This window comes from Knoellia sinensis KCTC 19936, from assembly GCF_000768705.1.
Taxonomy (GTDB): Bacteria; Actinomycetota; Actinomycetes; order Actinomycetales; family Dermatophilaceae; genus Knoellia; species Knoellia sinensis.
Window position 1 is genome coordinate 154,569 of sequence record NZ_AVPJ01000001.1, and the last position, 17,091, is coordinate 171,659.

Here is a 17,091-nt window from a genome sequence, read left to right on the forward strand (position 1 = left end):
CCCGAACCGAGGAATTCGGTGAGTTTGAGACGGCGGATAGTCAGGCAGTCAGACGGCGCCGGGCTTCTGCATGAGGCCACCGTCGGCCATGATCGTCGTCGCCGTGATGTAGGTGCCTGCGTCACTCGCGACGAAGCACACGATCTTGCCCATTTCCTCGGGCGAGCCGATGTAGCCCAGCGGAATGGCATCCTCGAGGGCCTTGGTCTCCTCCGGGGTGTCGTCGGCGTTGATCGGCGTGTTGATCGCGCCGGGCCCCACGCCGACCATGCGGATCCGGTCCGGACCGAGTTCGACGCCCGCCGTGCGGGTGAGCATGCGCATGCCGCCCTTGGAGATGCAGTAGCTGAGATCGCTGGGCATCGGCCAGTCCTCGTGAGTCGACGTGATGTTGACGATGACTCCGCCGTCGCCCTGCTTGCGCATCTGCTCTGCCGCAAGCTTGGAGCCGAAGACGGCGCCCTTGAGGTTGATGTTCATGAGGAGGTCGTATTTCTCCTCGGTGAGGGTCGCGAGGGTCTCGCCGAACTCCACGCCGGCGTTGTTGACCATGACGTCCAGGCGACCGAACTCCTTGACCGCGGTGTCGACGAGTTTCTGCAGGTCGGCGACCTTGGAGACGTCCGCTTCGCAGCCGACCGCCTCTCCCCCGGCCTTCTCGATGTCCTTGATGATCGCCTCGGTCGCCTCGGGCTCCGAGACGTAGTCGATGACGACCTTGGCACCCTGGGCCGCGGCTTCGCGGACGATTCCCTCGCCGATGCCGGAGTTGCCACCGGTCACGATGACGACCTTGCCCTCGAGGGGACGGTCTCCGCCCGAAGACTGTGCCTTTGTGGACTCGGACTTCTTGGTGGTCGGGCTCATGAGTCGATCTCCTTGCGCAGTTCTTCTGGTGTGGTGCAAATGAGGTGGGCGACGAGCCCGGTCCAGCCGCACTGGTGGGAAGCGCCCAGTCCGGTGCCGTCGTCACCGTTGAAGTGCTCGCTGAAGGTGGGATGGCCGTCCCACAATGGTCCTGGGGGGTGTTCTCGAGGTGTGCCCGGTCGTCGGCCGCCCTCACCGGGGAGGAACAGGGAGATGAGCCGGCCGCGGACGCCGATGGCGGCCTCTTCGAGAGGCAGGCACCGACCCGATCCGGTCGGGAACTCGACCTCGATGTCGCCGTCGGCCCCCTCGGCAATCACGAGGAGCGCGTCCAGGATGAGCACGTTCGTGGGGAACCAGATCGGACCGCGCCAGTTCGAGTTGCCACCGAACATGCCATTCAGCGACTCGCCGGGCGTGTACTGCATGTGCATCGAGGTGCCGCCCACTTCGATCTCGACCCCATCCCGGTAGGCCGCAGACAACGAGCGGATCCCGTGTGGCGCGAGGAACTCCCCCTCGTCGAAGAGTCGTCGCAGGATCGCCTCAAGTCGCTCACGGACGACGGGAGTGAGGCTGTTGTGCACCACGTCGCCATCCTGGCTGTGCAGCAGCGAGTCGGTGAGGTCCGGACGTTCCTTCTGGAGCCACTGCAGGCGTGAGGTGAAGTCGCCGAGCTCCTCGAACGCCCACGCCGGGACATTAGCGACGGCAATGAGCGGCAGCAAACCGACGAGCGAGCGCACGCGAACGGGGGACCCGTTGCCGTTCTCGTCGACCAGGACGTCGTAGAAGAACTCGTCCGTCTCGTCCCACAACGAGACACCCTCGGTCCCGAACGTCTCCATCGCCTCGGCGATCGAGAAGAAGTGCTCGAGGAACGTCGTGGCGAGCCCATCCCAGTTGCGGTCGACCCGGCTCAGTTCGAGTGCCATCTGCAGCATCTGCAGGCAGCTGAACGCCATCCAGCTCGTCGCGTCGGACTGCTCGAGCCGCCACCCTTGCGGCACGTCCCGGGAACGGTCGAAGACGCTGATGTTGTCCATCCCGAGGAAGCCGCCCTCGAAGAGGTTGGACCCGTCGGAGTCCTTGCGGTTGAGCCACCACGAGAAGTTGAAGAGCAACTTGGTGAAGATCCGGATGAGGAACCCGTGATCCCGCGAGCCGTCAAGGACATAGACCTGCCAGGCCGCCCACGCGTGGACGGGCGGGTTGACGTCGCCGAACTGCCATTCGTATGCCGGCAGCTGCCCGTTGGGATGTTGGCTCCACTCCCGGCACATGAGCATGAGCTGGTTCTTGGCGAACTGGGGGTCCATGTGCGCGATCGCGACGGTGTGGAAGGCGGTGTCCCAGGCGGCGAACCAGGGGTACTCCCACTCGTCCGGCATCGAGATGACGTCGGCGAGCGACATGTGGGTCCAGGAGGTGTTGCGCGCGTGGGGTTCGCGGGCCCGGCGTGCGTCGGGGGGTGGTGGGCCTGCGGGGTCACCCTCGAGCCATTCGCGCACGTTGTAGCGGTAGAGCTGCTTGCACCAGTTGAGCCCGGCGAAGGCCCGGCGGGCGACGAGCCGCTCCTCCTCGCCGATGTACTCGGGGATGACCGCCCCATAGAACTCGTCGGCTTCGCCGCGACGCGCCGCCAACACCTCGTCGAAGCCGGCGCCGAAGGCCTCCTCGAGTCGCACGTCGTCGGCCGCGGCGTCGACCCACGCGTCGTCGTGGAGGCGCAGCCGCACCCGCACCGTCTCGCCTGGGGCGACCGCGTCGAAGTGGTAGCGCAGCCCAACCTTCGTTCCGCGGGCGTCGGTCGCGAGCAGGCTGGGGTCTCCGTGGACGATCGCGCGCTCGACGGCGTTCTTCGGATGCGGGCTGAGGCTCTCGCCCTCGCCGAACACTTCGGCCACGTTGGTCTCGTTGTCACAGAACAGGACTTCGGGCCCGCCCTCGGCGACGAGCTCGACGACGCCGATGTGGGCGTGCGTGGCCCGAAGGTGCACGAGCCCCTCCGGTGAGCCTGGGACGAGTTCGATCACCGGCTTGCGGTCGTCTCGCCCCCACGCCCACGTGTTGCGGAACCAGAACTGCGGCACGAGGTCGAGCGGTGCCGCCTCGGGGCCGTGGTTCGTCGCCTCGAACGTGACGAGCACATCACCTGGCGCACCCTTGGCGTGCGTCGTCACGACGTCGAAGAAGCGATCCTCATCGAGGACCCCGGTGTCGGCGAGCTGAAACTCGGGCACGTCGTAACCGCGAGCGGCATTCTCACTGCGCAACACGGCATACGGGAATGCCTTGTGGGGGTAGCGGTAGAGGTACTGCGCCCAACTGTGCGTCGGCGTGGCATCGAGGTGCCACCAGTACTCCTTGGCGTCCTCGCCGTGGTTGCCCTGCTCGTTGGTGAGACCGAACAGACGCTCCTTGAGCCGGTCGTCCTGTCCGTTCCACATCGCGATGGCGAGGTTGAGGAAGCCGTAGCGGTCGCACAGACCAGCGATGCCGTCCTCACCCCAGCGATAGGCACGAGCATGAGCGTGGTCGAACGGGAAGAAGTCCCACGCGTTGCCATCGGCGGAGTAGTCCTCGCGCACCGTCCCCCACTGACGCCCCGAGACGAACGGCCCCCAGGCACGCCAGACATCGCCGTCGTGGGGTGAGTTCTCGAGTCGTTGGTGCTCCGCGGTGCTGGGGCGCTGTTCGGGCTCGACAGACGTCATGCCCCCACCTTGGCACGTTGGTGCCGAGGTGGGGGCGGCGACTCAGACAGTTGTCAGGGTGGCCTTGTCGGTCGGCGCGTCGCTCGGTGCGACCACTGCGGGACGGTCGTACGCGGCATATGCGTCGTCACTCATCCGGATGATTCGGACGCCGAGGTAGGTCAGGACACCGGCCACCACGGACCACAACGGGATCGTCACCGGCCCGTAGGGCGCCACGAAACTGCCCACCCAGGCGAGGGTGAAGACCACCGGCAGCCACCCCCGGACAAAGCCGGCGCGCCACAGGACGACCATGAGGAGGGCCGTGGCGATCAGGGCAAGGAACGGTCCCGGGATCATGAATCCGAAGATGACGTTGGGCTGGTCGAGCATCTCGTTGGTGAGCCGCTCCGCCTCCTCCGGCGCGTGACGCGCCCCGAAGTACCAGGCAATGGGGTCGGTGAGGAGCAGCGCCGACAGGTTGATCCACCCGATGGCTGCCAACCCCGCGGTGAGGTGGCCGAGGAGCACCAAGCGCTGGCGGGTGAAGTGCGCCAGCCCGATCACGGCGAACACCATGAGGAGGTAGCTCCAGTGATAGAGGCCCGACTGGAGTTGTGCCAGTCCGGGGTTGTCCTGGAAGCTGACGGCCTCGCGGTCGTCCCCCCAGGTGCCCGGGTCGACGAACAGGGCGACGATCAGGAGGATCGCGGCGAGGCAGAGGCTCGTGCCGGTCGTCAGGCGCCGGATCTGGTGGGAGTTGGTGCGCATCTCTGGTTCCTTTCGGGGTTGCTGGGCACAGAGATCGTCGTGCCGCCCGCGTCCCGAGCGACAGGGGTGGGTGTCCCGTCACACCGGGCAATCGCCCGCTGGCCCGTCGCGGTCGTGACGTGGCTCTGGGCGTCGGGGTGCGAGGATGCTCGCGATGACTTCTCACCCTTTGGCCGAACGTGCCCTCACCTCCGTGACCACGGACGCCGACACCTTGTATGCCGTGTTCTCCGGTTGGGCGGAGGAGTCCGGGATCGCTCTCTATCCCCACCAGGACGAGGCGGTCATCGAGGTCGTGTCGGGACGTCACGTCGTGCTGGCGACCCCGACGGGCTCGGGCAAGTCACTGGTAGGAGTGGCCGCGCACTTCGCCGCTCTGGCGGGTGACAGGGTCAGCTTCTACACCGCGCCGATCAAGGCGCTCGTCAACGAGAAGTTCTTCGCGCTGTGTGAGGTGTTCGGCGCCGAGAACGTCGGACTGCTGACGGGCGACGCGTCGGTGAACGCGGATGCACCGATCATCGCGTGCACGGCCGAGGTGTTGGCGAACATCGCTCTGCGAGAGGGCTCCTCGGCAGATGTCGGGCTCGTGGTGATGGACGAGTTCCACTACTACGCCGACGGTCAGCGTGGCTGGGCCTGGCAGGTGCCACTGCTCGAGTTGCCGCAGGCGCAGTTCCTGTTGATGTCGGCGACCTTGGGCGACATGTCCCAGATCTCCGAGGACCTCACGCGGCGGACCGGTCGAGACGTGGCGTTCGTCACGACGGCCGAGCGACCGGTGCCGCTGTCGTTCACGTGGTCCCTGACACCTCTGGCGGAGATGGTCGAGGAGATCGTCACGACCCACCAGGCACCCGTCTACGTCGTCCACCCCACGCAGCAACTGGCTGCGGAGCACGCAGCGTCACTCACCAACCTCAAGCTGCTCACGACCGAGGAGAAGGCTGCGATCGCAGAACGGCTGGCGCCCGTGCGCTTCGCAGCGGGCTTCGGCAAGACGCTGTCGGGGTTGCTGCGCAAGGGCATCGGTGTCCACCACGCCGGGCTGCTCCCCCGCTACCGCCGCATCGTCGAGCAGCTGGCGCAGGCCGGTCTGCTCAAGGTCATCGCCGGAACCGACACGTTGGGCGTCGGGATCAACGTGCCGATCCGCACGGTGCTCTTCACCGGCCTCGCGAAGTTCGACGGTCAGCGCGACCGGATCTTCCGATCCCGTGAGTTCCACCAGATCGCCGGTCGCGCCGGGCGCGCGGGCTTCGACACCAGCGGGTCGGTCGTCGTCCAGGCGCCCCCGCATGTCATCGAGAACGAACGCAACCTCGCGAAGGCCGGCGACGACCCGAAGAAGCTGCGCAAGGTCCAGCGCCGCAAGGCCCCGGAGGGGTCGATCGTCTGGACGGAGCAAACCTTCGACAAGCTCGTCGCGAGCGAGCCCGAGCCCCTCACATCGAAGATGCGCATCGACAACGCCATGATCCTCAACGTCATGGCTCGACCTGGGGACCCCGTGGGCGCCGTGAGCGCCTTGGTCCGGGACAACCACGAATCCCTCGTCGGTCAGGCGAAACTGGCGCGTCGCGCCATCCGCCTCGGCCGCTCGCTGCTCGACTCGGGCGTGGTGGTGCGGCTGCCTGAGCCCGGCCCCGACGGGCGCACGGTCGACCTCACTGTGGATCTGCCCGCGGACTTCGCCCTCAACCAGCCGCTGGCGCACTTCGCACTGGCGGCGCTCGACCTGCTCGACCCCGACTCGCCCACGCGGGCGCTGGATGTGGTCTCCGTCGTCGAGGCGGTCCTCGACTCGCCGCGCCCAGTGCTGCGCGCCCAACAGTGGGCAGCCCGCGGCGAACGCATCAACGAACTCAAGGCCGAGGGCGTCGACTATGACGAACGCACGGCCATCGTCGAGGAAATCACGTGGCCGCGCCCGCTCCTCGAACTCTTGGAGCCGGCTTACGAGACCTATCGGCAGACGCACCCCTGGCTTCCCGACGAGGCGCTCGACCCCAAGAGCATCGTGCGCGAGATGTGGGAGCAGGCGATGAGCTTCGGCGACTTCATCCGCCGCTACGGCCTCTCACGGTCCGAGGGTGTGGTGCTCCGCTACCTCTCCGATGCCTATCGGACGCTGCGTCAGACCGTCCCGGAGCAGCACCGCGACGAGGAACTCGACACTCTCATCGAGTGGCTCGGCGAGACGATCCGCCAGACCGACTCCTCGCTCATCGACGAGTGGGCGGCCTTGACCGATCCGGAGGCAGTGCGCAACGCTGCGGCTGCCCATGGTGAAGCGCCCGCACCGCCGCGCCCGATCACGGCCAACGAGAAGGCATTTCGGGCGATGGTGCGTCAGGCAATGTGGCGCCGCGTTGAGCTGGCGTCGTTGGACGAGATCGAGCGACTGGCCCAGCTCGAGCGCGACTCGGTCGCCGTCCCGGAGGACGGGCGTGGGGTCGTCATGGATCTGGACGCCTGGGACGTGGCACTTGGTGCCTATTGGGACGAGCACGGCACGATCGGCACCGACGCCGACGCCCGCGGTCCGCAGCTACTCCAAGTCGAGCCGGCGCGGGACCTGGTGCCGGGTCTCGACGACGACACCGAGCACCGCATCTGGCGGGTGCGTCAGGTGCTCGCGGACCCCGCCGAAGATCGCGACTGGGTCATCGAAGCCGTCGTCGACCTCGACGCCAGCGACCACGCCGGCGAACTCGTCCTCGTGACCACCGCCCTCCGCCGCCTGTGATTCGGTACGTACCCAACCGTCCAATTGGGTGAGCTCGGTACAGACGCCCCCGAACCCAACCGTCCAATTGGGTGAGCTCGGTACAGACACCCCCGAACCCAACCGTCCAATTGGGTGAGCTCGATACAGACACCCCCGAACCCAACCGTCCAATTGGGTGAGCTCGGTACATCTGAGGTCTGTCAGTTGCGGGGGTCGGGTTTGAGGTCTGCGTCGTCGAGGCGGCGGGTCATCGTGATGTCGTCGCGGTCGTCGCCGGGTGCGACCCGGATCGCGCCCATGACGCGACCCGCTTCCCTGTAGCCGCAGGCCTCATAGAAGGCGGACGTCCCCATGCCGCTGCGCACACCCAGAGTGAGGATCTCGATTCTCGAGGCGCGAGCCATCCGGTGGACGCCGGCCATGAGCAGGCGGCCGAGGTTGCGACCACGCGCCTCCGGGTCGGTCATGACGCGGTAGACGGTGGCAACGTGGGGCATGAGCGGCGTTCCCACAGGCACGATGAAGGCCAGACCGAGCACTCGGTCGTCGGCGGCTGCCCGCAGGAGGATCGCCGTCGTTGAGCCCGCGCACATCGCATCCTCGTGTGCTGACAGTGCTGCGTCGACTCTCTCGAGGGACGCGCCGGGGAGGAACCCCACCGCTCCCCCGGCATCGTTCGTCCTCATCCACAGGTCGAGCACCTGCGCGCGCGTGGCGCGATCGAAGGCCGTCGTCCCTTCGACCCGCGGAGCCTCGAAGCGGAGCGCCGGAGGGCTCTCGACAGGGTCACCCTTGAGTTGACGAATTCCGCACCGCTCAAGCCCGCTCGCCTCCGCCGTGGCGATCGATGCGGGGTTGTTCTGCCCGATGAGCGCCCACACCGGCAGATGCGGCACGTACTCGACGGCGAACGCGGTGCAGAATCGCGACAGCTCGCGCCCCAAGCCTCGCCCTTGGTCGTCGAACGCCAGGCGGTAGTAGAGGTTGAGATAGTCGGCGTCGCCGCGAGTTTCACGGAGACCACCCACTCCGACCATTGGGCCGGAATCCTGCTCTCGCGCCACCCAGAAGCCGAACCCGTGCTCCTGCCAGTGCCACATAGCGGCTTCGAATGCCACGCCTGCCTCGTCATCCGACGCGGCCATCGCCCATGGCGCGTGCCCATAGGTGCGCGGATCCCGGTGCAGCCGCACCCACTCGTCGCGGTCGGCCTCCGTCGGTGGCCGAAGGATCAGGCGAGGGGTCTCGACGACGGTCGGCAACGGCATACGTCGATCTTATTGCAAACGGTTCGCAACAAGCGCTCAGGCTTGGTATGCCGCGAGCTCGGCTGCGAGGTCGGCGTTCACCTTCGCGGTGACGCGCGTCCCGTCATGGACGTGCTCGCTCGCGAGGATCTCGCCCTCCTCGTGCAGTCGGCTGACGAGGTCACCCCGGTCGTAGGGCAGGAGGACGTCGACGCTGATGTCGGGTTGCGGCAGTTCGTCGGCGATGAGCTGAACCAGGGCGTCCATGCCCTCACCCGTGCGCGCCGAGAGGGCGATCGCGTGCTTCTCCTGCCGCAGGATCCGGTCGACGACCTCGGGGTCGGCGATGTCGGCCTTGTTGACGACGATGACTTCCTTGACGTCAGTCGCGTCGACGTCGGCGAGGACCGCGCGCACGGCCGAGATCTGGCCCTCGGGGTCAGGGTGTGACCCGTCGACGACGTGAAGCAGCAGGTCGGACTCGGCCACCTCCTCGAGGGTGGAGCGGAAGGCCTCGACGAGCTGGTGCGGCAGCGCGCGCACGAAGCCGACCGTGTCGGTGAAGGTGAACTCGCGACCGTCGGGGGTCTCGCCGCGACGGACCGTCGGGTCGAGCGTGGCGAACAGCTGGTTCTGCACCAGCACGCCCGCGCCGGTGAGCCGGTTGAGGATCGAGGACTTGCCCGCATTGGTGTAGCCGGCAATGGCGACGCTGGGGATGCCGTTGGCGCGGCGCGACCCCCGCTTGGTGTCGCGGTGGGTCTTCATGCCGGCGATGTCGCGCTTGAGCTTGGCGATGCGGGAGTTGATGCGGCGCCGGTCGAGCTCGATCTTGGTCTCACCGGGACCACGTGAGCCCATGCCCTGACCGCCGGCGGCCTGACCACCGGCCTGACGCGACATCGACTCACCCCAACCGCGAAGGCGCGGGAGGAGGTACTGGAGCTGGGCGAGCTCGACCTGGGCCTTGCCCTCACGGGACTTCGCGTGCTGGGCGAAGATGTCGAGGATCAGCGCCGTGCGGTCGATGACCTTGACCTTGACGACGTCCTCCAACGCGCGGCGTTGCGAGGGAGCGAGCTCGCTGTCCGCGATGACGGTGTCAGCGCCCTCGGAGATGACGATGTCGCGCAGCTCCTCAGCCTTGCCCTTGCCGAGATAGGTTGCGGTGTCCGGCTTCTGGCGTCGCTGGATGACTCCCTCGAGGACCTCGGCGCCCGCAGTCTCGGCGAGAGCCGCCAGTTCGCGGAGGGAGTTCTCGGCGTCGACGAGGCTGCCGTCGGACCAGACGCTGGCAAGCACGACTCGCTCGAGGCGCAGCTGGCGGTACTCGACCTCGGTGACGTCCTCGAGCTCGGTCGAGAGCCCAGCGACGCGGCGGAGCGCGGCGCGCTCCTCGCGTTCGAGTTGGTCGCCGTCGTAGAGGGCAGAGGGGCGTGTGTCGTCGCCTTCGCCCTCGGCCACGAAGCCGTCGTCGTCGTAGGCGTCGTCGGAGAGTGCGTCGGCCTGGTCGGAGAAGATGTTGTGTCGTTCAGTCATGTTCCATCTAGGGTCTCACCTATGACCGACTCGGGGCGAACGGATTCCCGCGAGCACTACTTCACCGCCCGCCCGGCCACTCCCGACGAACGCCGTCCGCTCGACGTGACCCTTGCGGGGCGACGCGTCACGGTCGAAGTCGCGCCGGGAATCTTCAGCCCCGGCGGGCTGGACAAGGGCACCGCGGTGCTGTTCGACGAGGTCCCGGACCCGCCGCCCTCTGGTCGCTTCCTCGACCTCGGCTGCGGCTGGGGCCCCATCGCCCTGACACTTGGCCTGTTGTCCGAGCACGCAGACGTTCTCGGCGTGGACGTCAACGAGCGCAGCGTGGATCTCACGAACCGCAACGCGGCCGCTCTGGGACTGAGCCACGTGCGTGCAGTGACGCCGGACATGGTCGGCGACGACACGGCATACGACCTCATCTGGTCCAATCCGCCGATCCGGATCGGCAAGGCCGCACTGCATGACCTGCTCCGCACGTGGCTTCCGCGCCTCGCGCCTGGTGGCGAGGCCTACCTCGTGGTCCAGAAGAACCTCGGCTCCGACAGCCTGCAGCGCTGGATCGAGGCAGACCTCGGTATGCCGTGTGCTCGCCTTGCGTCGAGCAAGGGCTTCCGCGTGCTCAGGGTTGACCAGCCCGCCTGACACGGGCCTCATCGCGGGTTCACGACCGCTGCCGAGCCGCCCCCTCGGCGGACCGGCTCGGCAGCGGCGGTCCACAAGGTCGGCGAGAGGCTACGGATCGCCGTGCCATTGCCGATGACCGGACGGTGGCGCAGCACGTGACCCTTGACGCGCAATTCGTCACCGATGGACGTGGCGAAGATCGGCGTCTCGGCGTCCTCGGTGCCGTTACGTGACGAGATGCGAGGTGCGGCGACGGCGTCGCCGACGCTGAGTCCGCGGTCGACGACTCCGGCCACGATCTGGGCGACCGTCGTGATGATCGTCGCGCCGCCGGGGCTGCCGGCCGTGAGGTAGGGCTTGCCGTCCTGGAGGACGATCGTCGGGCTCATCGAGCTGCGTGGCCGCTTCCCGGGGCCGGGGAGGTTCGGGTCCGGCACCCCCGGCGTCAACGGCGCGAAGTTGAAGTCGGTGAGCTCGTTGTTGAGGAGGAAGCCCCAGCCCGGAACGACGATGCCCGAGCCGCCGAACTGCTCGATTGTCAGGGTGTAGGTGACGACGTCACCCCACTTGTCGGTGACCGTGAGCGAGGTCGTCGACTGCCCGTCGCGAGGCAGGGCCGACGTGCCCGCGGGCTGGCACGAGTCGTCGTAGGCGCCGTCCGGTGAGCCGAACGGCACGGGCCGGGCCTGGGCGGTGTCGGGGTCGAACAGGCACGAGCGCTCGTCGGCGAACTGCTGCGAGGTGAGCTCGGCAGTGGGAACCCCCGGGACGTCGCCGACGTAGCGGTTGCGGTCCGCGAACGCCATGGCGGACGCCTCGCTGAACCAGTGGAGGTACTCGGCCTCCGAGAGTTCGCCGATCGTCCTGCCCGTGCGCTCCTCGAAGGACTCGAGCAGGTTGAGGATCTCGGAGACGGCGATGCCACCGCTGCTCGGAGTGCCCATGCCGTAGACGTCGACGCCGTTGTGCTCGGTGTGCGTCGGCGCCTTGTGGTTGACCTTGTATGCCGCGAGGTCAGCTGCCGTCAGCTGTCCCCGGGGAACGGTGACGCCGGTCGCGGTCGTGGGGTTCTGGACTTCCTTGACAACCGCCTGCCCCATGCGCCCGGTGTGCAGCGAGGCGATGCCGTGGGTACGCAACTCCCGGTAGGCCTTGGCGAGGTCCGGGTTGCGCTGGACGCCACCCACGGGAATCGGCGCACCCCCGGGCAGGTAGATCTCGGCGGTTGCCGGGAACATTGAGAACCGCTCGGCATTGTCGAGCGTGTCCTGGTGGAAGACCTCGTCGACGACGAAGCCCTTGCGGGCGATGTCCTCGGCGGGCTTGAGGACCTTGTTGAGGCTCATCCTCCCGTGCCGCTCGAGAGCGGCCGCCCACGTCGCAGGGGTTCCCGGGACACCGACGGACAGCCCGGAGTTCACGACCGTGTCGAAGTCCATGGCCGAGCCGTCGGGGTTGCGGAAGACGCGCTCATGGAACGTGGCAGGGGCGGTCTCACGACCATCGATGGTCGTGACCTCCCCGGTCTCGGCGTCATAGTGCACGAAGAATCCGCCACCACCAATACCCGACGAATAGGGCTCAACCGCCCCGATGGCCGCAGCCGCGGCGACAGCAGCGTCGGCCGCAGTGCCACCCTTCTCGAGGATGTCGATCCCGACCTGCGTGCCGATCGGGTCGACGGTGGCCACCGCTCCGCCACCGCCCGTCATGACCGGCACCTTGGGGATGTCGTGCCCGACCGGTGGTGGGCCCGTCCTTGGCGTCGATGTGGCGGAGGTCGTGCTCGTGGCGACTGCCGTGGCGGGGATCGTGAGCGCCGCGACAGCACCACCAGCGGTGACGAGGGCAAGGAGTGCTGTGGGAGTTCTCATGCACTCGACGCTAGAAGTGACCCGTCGGTACCGCATCCGGAGCAGCGACGCATCGCAGTGCCCGACTCCCGCCTCGCCGCCCTTGCGCACGGCCGTGCGCCCCGGTCGGTCGGACGCACGCCCAACCGTGCGCCCCGGTCAGGGATGGCTTCAGGCCAGGGCGGAGAGGTCGATCGTGCCGTCGGCGACGAGAGCCGCGGGTCCGGCGAGCTCGACTTCATGATTCGGGAGGCCACGCACGCGCAGGCGCCCGCCCGGGACGTCGACGGTCCAGTCCTCCTTGGGTTCGGGGTTCCCTGCCCAGAAGCTCGTGGCCAGCGCGGCCGCGCACACGCCCGTGCCGCAGGACTGGGTCTCGCCGACACCTCGCTCGTGCACCCGCATCGCGATGTGCCCGGGTCCCATGACACGCACGAACTCGACGTTGGTGCCCTGGGGTGGCAGGGGTCGGACCTCAGGGACGTGGAAGAGATCGAGCGTCGCCAGGTCGACCGACTCGGGCAGGGCCACGACTGTGTGGGGGTTGCCCATGTCGACGGACAGCGCCGACCACGGGTCCTCGGACAGCGGACGATCGCGCAGGAGCACGAGAGAGTCGAAGCCCTCAGCCACGGCCTTGGCCTCGTCGACGAACCGCCACTGGCCCATGTTGGTCGCGACGACGTCGCCCTCGAAGCGAATGCCCTTGATGCCTGCTCGCGTGGCGATCTCGAACTCGTCCGAGGTCTCCAGACCCTCACGACGCAGGTATGACGCGAAGACACGAGTCCCGTTGCCGCACATCTCCGCGGTCGACCCGTCCGCATTGCGGTAGTCCATGAACCACCGCGCGCGGCCCGCCTGTGAGCGCACCGCCTCCTCGGTGGCCGATTCGGTGGGAACGACGCGGATGACCCCGTCGCCTCCGATACCTGCATGTCGGTCCGCGAGCCGTCGGGTGAGGTCGGCGTCGAGGTTCAGGCGTGCGTCAAGGTCGGGCACGAGAACGAAGTCGTTCTCGGTCCCGTGTCCCTTGGTGAAGCGCAGGGCGCGGGGCGTGGTCAGCACCTGGGTGGAACGCTCGTCCGCCGTCATGTCATCCATTCTCGGTGATCGCCTTCTCGACGTGGGCCACGGCGTCGTCAAGCGCACCGTCGGGCAGCGGGTCGAACCACGTGATGCGGGGGTCGGGGCGGAACCATGACTCCTGCCGGCGGGCGTAGCGACGGGTGAGCTGGGCCGTCTCGGCCCGTGCCGCTTCCGCGCTCATGGTGCCGTCGATCTCGGCCAGCGCCTGCGCGTAGCCCAGAGCCCGAGACGCCGTGCGACCGCTCCGAATCCCCTGTGGCACAAGGCTTCTCACCTCGTCGACGAGCCCGTCACTCCACATCTGGTCGACGCGCGCGTCGATGCGCTGGTCCAGCACGTCACGGGGCGGCAGCAGTCCGACCATCACCGTCGGAAGGAGGTGTCGCCTCTCGGGCATCGTCGCACTGAACGGCCGACCGGTGATCTCGATGACCTCGAGCGCGCGCACGAGCCGCCGCACGTTGCGCGGTCCGATCGACTGCGCCGCAGCAGGGTCGCGCTCGACCAGGGCGGCATGGGTCGCTGCTGCCCCCCGCTCCCCCGCCTCTGCCTCGAGGCGCGCCCGCACATCGGGATCGGTCGGCGGGATCTCAAGGTGGTCGAGCGCTGCCCGGACATACAACCCCGACCCGCCAGCCACGACGGGGTGCAGCCCCCGGCGACGGATGTCCTCGATGTCGTCCCGCGCCTCACGTTGGTAGCGCGCGATCGTCGCCTCTTCGGTGACATCGAGGACGTCAATCTGGTGGTGCGGCACACCGCGACGCTCCGCTTGTGGGAGTTTGGCCGTGCCGATGTCCATGCCGCGATAGAGCTGCATCGCGTCAGAACTGACGACCTCTCCCCCGAGCGTCTCGGCAACGCGCAGGGCGAGTTCGGACTTGCCGCTGGCAGTCGGGCCGACGACAGCGATGACGAGCGGGCCGCGACCCGAGGCGTCAGCGGGCAAGCTCATCCTCGGACGCACCTGCGTGCCCACCCTCGGCAATCACGTCGTCCTCGTAGTCATCGTCGACGTCATCGTGACCGAACGGGTCACGGTCCTGACCCGGCATCCAAGTGAGACCCGGCTTGCCCCACTCGTTGGCCTTGACCGCCTTCTTGGCTTTGCGCACCCACTTGCCCTGCAGACGGTCGACATAGAGGAAGCCGTTGAGGTGGTCGTACTCGTGCTGGAACATGCGCGCGAACCAGCCCGTCGCGGCATACGAGATCTCATTGCCGTCGAGGTCGAGACCGGTGAGCGTCGCCGCCTCCCCGCGGCGCAGGGGGAACGACTCACCGGGCACCGACAGGCACCCCTCGGATTCGTCGTGCGGGTCCGGGTCGCCGACGGGGGCCTTGCTCGCCGAGACGAAGGGGTTGATGACGACCCCTCGCGACGGGATGCCGTCACGGTTGTCCATCTGCCAGGTGAAGATCCGCAAGCCCACGCCGACCTGGGGAGCCGCCAGGCCGACACCACGGGCCGCGTCCATCGTCTCGAACATGTCAGCCACGAGTTCACGAATGCCGTCGTCGATGACCTCGACGGGCTCGGCGCGGCGGTGGAGCACCGGCTCGCCGGTGATGGTGATGGGGCGGATCGTCATGGCGACGATTCTCGCAGACCATCCCAAATGACCAGGACCCCAAGTCCACCGCGCGAGGGCAATGAGGCAGAGTGGGGAATGTCCGTATCCCCCAGAGATGAGGAGCGACCATGAGCATGTTCGACAAGGCAAAGGACCTGGCCGGCGAGCACGGCGACAAGGCGAAGGATCTCGCTGCCGAGCACGGCGACAAGGTCGAGGAGTTCAGCGACCAGGGCCTCGACAGGGCTGGCGACTTTGCAGCCGACCGTGGCCTCGACGCCGACAAGATCGATCAGGGCAGAGACTTCCTGGACGACAAGATCGGCGACGGCGGAGACGCACCGGAACAGTCCTGAGACCACGAAGGGCCCCGACCACCATTTGCGTGGTCGGGGCCCTTTCGCGTCTCTGCCCGCGTATGCCGTCAGATCCCGCAGGCGGGGGCGCTCACCGCCGCCGTGGTCGGCTTGCCGATGGAGGGCATTCCGAGGCTGACGGACGGCTTGCCGGGGACCGGGGCATCCTGCAGTGACTCCCAGGCGTCACCACCGGAGGTCCGCCGAACGGCGTAGGTGCCGCCATGAAGTGCACTGTCCGCGACGAGGTGGTGCGGGGCGCCGTAGGTCACGTCGACGGTCACCATGTCGCCCGGTCGCGGTCGCTCGCCACCATCGGGGATGGAGAAGTGGACCAGCCGGTTGTCGCGTGCACGACCACTCATGCGCGCGGTCTCCGCGTCCTTGCGACCCTCGAAGGGCGCCACGAGCACCTCGACGGTGCGGCCCTCGATGGCACGGTTCTCCGCCCAGGACACCTCGTCCTGCAGGGCGACGAGACGCTCGAAGCGCTCCTGGACGACGGCCTTGGAAATCTGGTCGGGCATGGTCGCGGCAGGCGTGCCGGGCCGGATCGAGTACTGGAAGGTGAAGGCACTCGAGAACCGGGACTCCTCGACCACGCGAAGGGTCTCGGCGAAGTCCTCCTCGGTCTCCCCCGGGAACCCCACGATGAGGTCGGTCGTGATCGCAGCGTCCGGGATCTGCTCGCGAACCCGTTCGATGATGCCGAGGAACTTGGCGCTGCGGTAGGAGCGCCGCATCTCCTTGAGGACGCGGTCCGACCCCGACTGGAGCGGCATGTGCAGACTCGGCATGACGTTCGGCGTCTCGGCCATGGCCGCGATGACGTCGTCGGTGAAGGCGGCCGGGTGTGGGCTGGTGAAGCGCACGCGCTCCAGACCATCGATCTCACCGCACGCGCGAAGCAGCTTGCCGAACGCGAGACGGTCGCCGAACTCCACGCCGTAGGTGTTGACGTTCTGGCCGAGCAGGGTGATCTCGACGACGCCCTGGGCGACGAGCGCCTCGATCTCGGCGAGGATCTCGCCCGGCCGGCGGTCGGTCTCCTTGCCGCGCAGGCTGGGCACGATGCAGAACGTGCACGTGTTGTTGCAGCCGACCGAGATCGACACCCACGCGGCGTACGCCGAGTCGCGGCGCGTGGGGAGCGTCGAGGGGAAGGTCTCGAGCGACTCGAGGATCTCGACCTCGGCCCGCTTGTTGTGACGGGCCCTGTCCAGGAGCGCTGGGAGGCTGCCGATGTTGTGGGTTCCGAAGACGACGTCCACCCAGGGCGCCTTCTGGACGATCGTCGCCCGGTCCTTCTGAGCCATGCAACCGCCGACGGCGATCTGCATGTCGGGGTTGCGGGTCTTGGCGGGGCGCAGTTGGCCGAGGTTCCCGTAGAGCTTGTTGTCTGCGTTCTCCCGAACCGCACACGTGTTGAACACGACCACGTCAGCCGTCTCTGGGCGCGCGTCGCTCGGGACGCTCGCGAGGTCGACGTATCCCGCCGTCTCGAGGAGGCCGGCGAGCCGCTCGGAGTCGTGGACGTTCATCTGGCATCCGTGCGTGCGCACGTCATAGGTCTTCAGATCACTCATGGCACCGACAAGGGTACGTCCTGAGCGTGATCCGACCTTCTCGTCGCGTCCGGACCCGGGCGACCCCATCGCGCCCACGGCGGACGTAACTTGACAGAACAACCAAACGTCGTCATCGTTGTAGTTGAAGCAACAACTACTCACTCACC

General features: G+C 67.8%; 13 protein-coding genes. 3 read left to right on the forward strand and 10 right to left on the reverse strand.

Annotated elements, in window-relative coordinates; translation table 11 throughout:
• Positions 1 to 48: 48 nt before the first annotated feature.
• The 3 genes from N802_RS00770 to N802_RS00780 are packed head-to-tail and all read right to left on the reverse strand — an operon-like array spanning position 49 to position 4,337.
• Entirely contained in the window at positions 49 to 867 is an 819-nt protein-coding gene (locus N802_RS00770) for a glucose 1-dehydrogenase (protein ID WP_084071740.1), read from the reverse strand.
• On the reverse strand, positions 864 to 3,584 hold the full coding sequence (locus N802_RS00775; RefSeq protein ID WP_035910832.1) for an MGH1-like glycoside hydrolase domain-containing protein: 2,721 nt from the start codon (positions 3,582 to 3,584) through the stop codon (positions 864 to 866). Before N802_RS00775 ends, N802_RS00770 begins: the two co-directional genes overlap by 4 nt.
• Positions 3,585 to 3,626: 42 nt before the next feature.
• The gene (locus tag N802_RS00780; RefSeq protein ID WP_211254320.1) at positions 3,627 to 4,337 is read right to left on the reverse strand and encodes a hypothetical protein; all 711 of its coding nucleotides are present in this window, start codon (positions 4,335 to 4,337) and stop codon (positions 3,627 to 3,629) included.
• Positions 4,338 to 4,491: 154 nt separating this feature from the next.
• Here N802_RS00780 and N802_RS00785 point away from each other — a divergent pair, with 154 nt between their 5' ends.
• Complete coding sequence (locus tag N802_RS00785; RefSeq protein ID WP_035910835.1) at positions 4,492 to 7,086, forward strand: DEAD/DEAH box helicase; 2,595 nt, start codon at positions 4,492 to 4,494, stop codon at positions 7,084 to 7,086.
• A 182-nt stretch (positions 7,087 to 7,268) separates the two neighbouring features.
• Here the strand turns inward: N802_RS00785 and N802_RS00790 are convergent, their stop codons facing one another.
• Positions 7,269 to 8,336 carry a GNAT family N-acetyltransferase gene (locus N802_RS00790; protein ID WP_035910837.1) on the reverse strand — a complete coding sequence of 356 codons (1,068 nt, stop codon included), beginning with the start codon at positions 8,334 to 8,336 and terminating at the stop codon, positions 7,269 to 7,271.
• Positions 8,337 to 8,372: 36 nt separating this feature from the next.
• Positions 8,373 to 9,854 (reverse strand): GTPase HflX, encoded by a 1,482-nt coding sequence (gene hflX, locus N802_RS00795; protein WP_035910839.1) that lies wholly within the window; start codon positions 9,852 to 9,854, stop codon positions 8,373 to 8,375.
• Positions 9,855 to 9,875: 21 nt separating this feature from the next.
• On the opposite strand from hflX, the gene N802_RS00800 reads away from it, so the two are divergent.
• On the forward strand, positions 9,876 to 10,502 hold the full coding sequence (locus N802_RS00800; RefSeq protein WP_035910844.1) for a class I SAM-dependent methyltransferase: 627 nt from the start codon (positions 9,876 to 9,878) through the stop codon (positions 10,500 to 10,502).
• A gap of 8 nt (positions 10,503 to 10,510) precedes the next feature.
• On the opposite strand, the gene ggt is transcribed toward N802_RS00800, so the two are convergent.
• The 4 genes from ggt to def all read right to left on the reverse strand — a co-directional run bounded on the left by ggt (position 10,511) and on the right by def (position 15,018).
• Positions 10,511 to 12,358 (reverse strand): gamma-glutamyltransferase, encoded by a 1,848-nt coding sequence (gene ggt / locus N802_RS00805; protein WP_035910847.1) that lies wholly within the window; start codon positions 12,356 to 12,358, stop codon positions 10,511 to 10,513.
• 150 nt (positions 12,359 to 12,508) lie between these two features.
• The gene (dapF, locus tag N802_RS00810; protein ID WP_052109259.1) at positions 12,509 to 13,432 is read right to left on the reverse strand and encodes a diaminopimelate epimerase; all 924 of its coding nucleotides are present in this window, start codon (positions 13,430 to 13,432) and stop codon (positions 12,509 to 12,511) included.
• A gap of 1 nt (position 13,433) precedes the next feature.
• Complete coding sequence (gene miaA, locus N802_RS00815) at positions 13,434 to 14,381, reverse strand: tRNA (adenosine(37)-N6)-dimethylallyltransferase MiaA (RefSeq protein WP_052109260.1); 948 nt, start codon at positions 14,379 to 14,381, stop codon at positions 13,434 to 13,436.
• Positions 14,365 to 15,018, reverse strand: a complete 654-nt coding sequence (gene def / locus N802_RS00820) for a peptide deformylase (protein ID WP_035910851.1) — start codon at positions 15,016 to 15,018, stop codon at positions 14,365 to 14,367. The genes miaA and def overlap by 17 nt, the downstream gene beginning before the upstream one ends.
• A 110-nt stretch (positions 15,019 to 15,128) precedes the next feature.
• Between def and N802_RS00825 the strand changes: the two genes are divergently transcribed.
• Positions 15,129 to 15,356, forward strand: a complete 228-nt coding sequence (locus N802_RS00825) for an Rv0909 family putative TA system antitoxin (RefSeq protein WP_035910855.1) — start codon at positions 15,129 to 15,131, stop codon at positions 15,354 to 15,356.
• Between the two features lie 68 nt (positions 15,357 to 15,424).
• Here the strand turns inward: N802_RS00825 and miaB are convergent, their stop codons facing one another.
• Complete coding sequence (miaB, locus tag N802_RS00830; RefSeq protein WP_035910860.1) at positions 15,425 to 16,942, reverse strand: tRNA (N6-isopentenyl adenosine(37)-C2)-methylthiotransferase MiaB; 1,518 nt, start codon at positions 16,940 to 16,942, stop codon at positions 15,425 to 15,427.
• Between the last annotated feature and the right edge of the window lie 149 nt (positions 16,943 to 17,091).

Excerpts from the sequence above, each read along its gene's own strand:
- N802_RS00770 (WP_084071740.1), bottom strand. The coding sequence starts at position 867 with ATGAGCCCGACCACCAAGAAGTCCGAGTCCACAAAGGCACAGTCTTCG.
- N802_RS00775 (WP_035910832.1), bottom strand. The coding sequence starts at position 3,584 with ATGACGTCTGTCGAGCCCGAACAGCGCCCCAGCACCGCGGAGCACCAA.
- N802_RS00780 (WP_211254320.1), bottom strand. The coding sequence starts at position 4,337 with ATGCGCACCAACTCCCACCAGATCCGGCGCCTGACGACCGGCACGAGC.
- N802_RS00785 (WP_035910835.1), top strand. The coding sequence starts at position 4,492 with ATGACTTCTCACCCTTTGGCCGAACGTGCCCTCACCTCCGTGACCACG.
- N802_RS00790 (WP_035910837.1), bottom strand. The coding sequence starts at position 8,336 with ATGCCGTTGCCGACCGTCGTCGAGACCCCTCGCCTGATCCTTCGGCCA.
- hflX (WP_035910839.1), bottom strand. The coding sequence starts at position 9,854 with ATGACTGAACGACACAACATCTTCTCCGACCAGGCCGACGCACTCTCC.
- N802_RS00800 (WP_035910844.1), top strand. The coding sequence starts at position 9,876 with ATGACCGACTCGGGGCGAACGGATTCCCGCGAGCACTACTTCACCGCC.
- ggt (WP_035910847.1), bottom strand. The coding sequence starts at position 12,358 with ATGAGAACTCCCACAGCACTCCTTGCCCTCGTCACCGCTGGTGGTGCT.
- dapF (WP_052109259.1), bottom strand. The coding sequence starts at position 13,432 with ATGACGGCGGACGAGCGTTCCACCCAGGTGCTGACCACGCCCCGCGCC.
- miaA (WP_052109260.1), bottom strand. The coding sequence starts at position 14,381 with ATGAGCTTGCCCGCTGACGCCTCGGGTCGCGGCCCGCTCGTCATCGCT.
- def (WP_035910851.1), bottom strand. The coding sequence starts at position 15,018 with ATGACGATCCGCCCCATCACCATCACCGGCGAGCCGGTGCTCCACCGC.
- N802_RS00825 (WP_035910855.1), top strand. The coding sequence starts at position 15,129 with ATGAGCATGTTCGACAAGGCAAAGGACCTGGCCGGCGAGCACGGCGAC.
- miaB (WP_035910860.1), bottom strand. The coding sequence starts at position 16,942 with ATGAGTGATCTGAAGACCTATGACGTGCGCACGCACGGATGCCAGATG.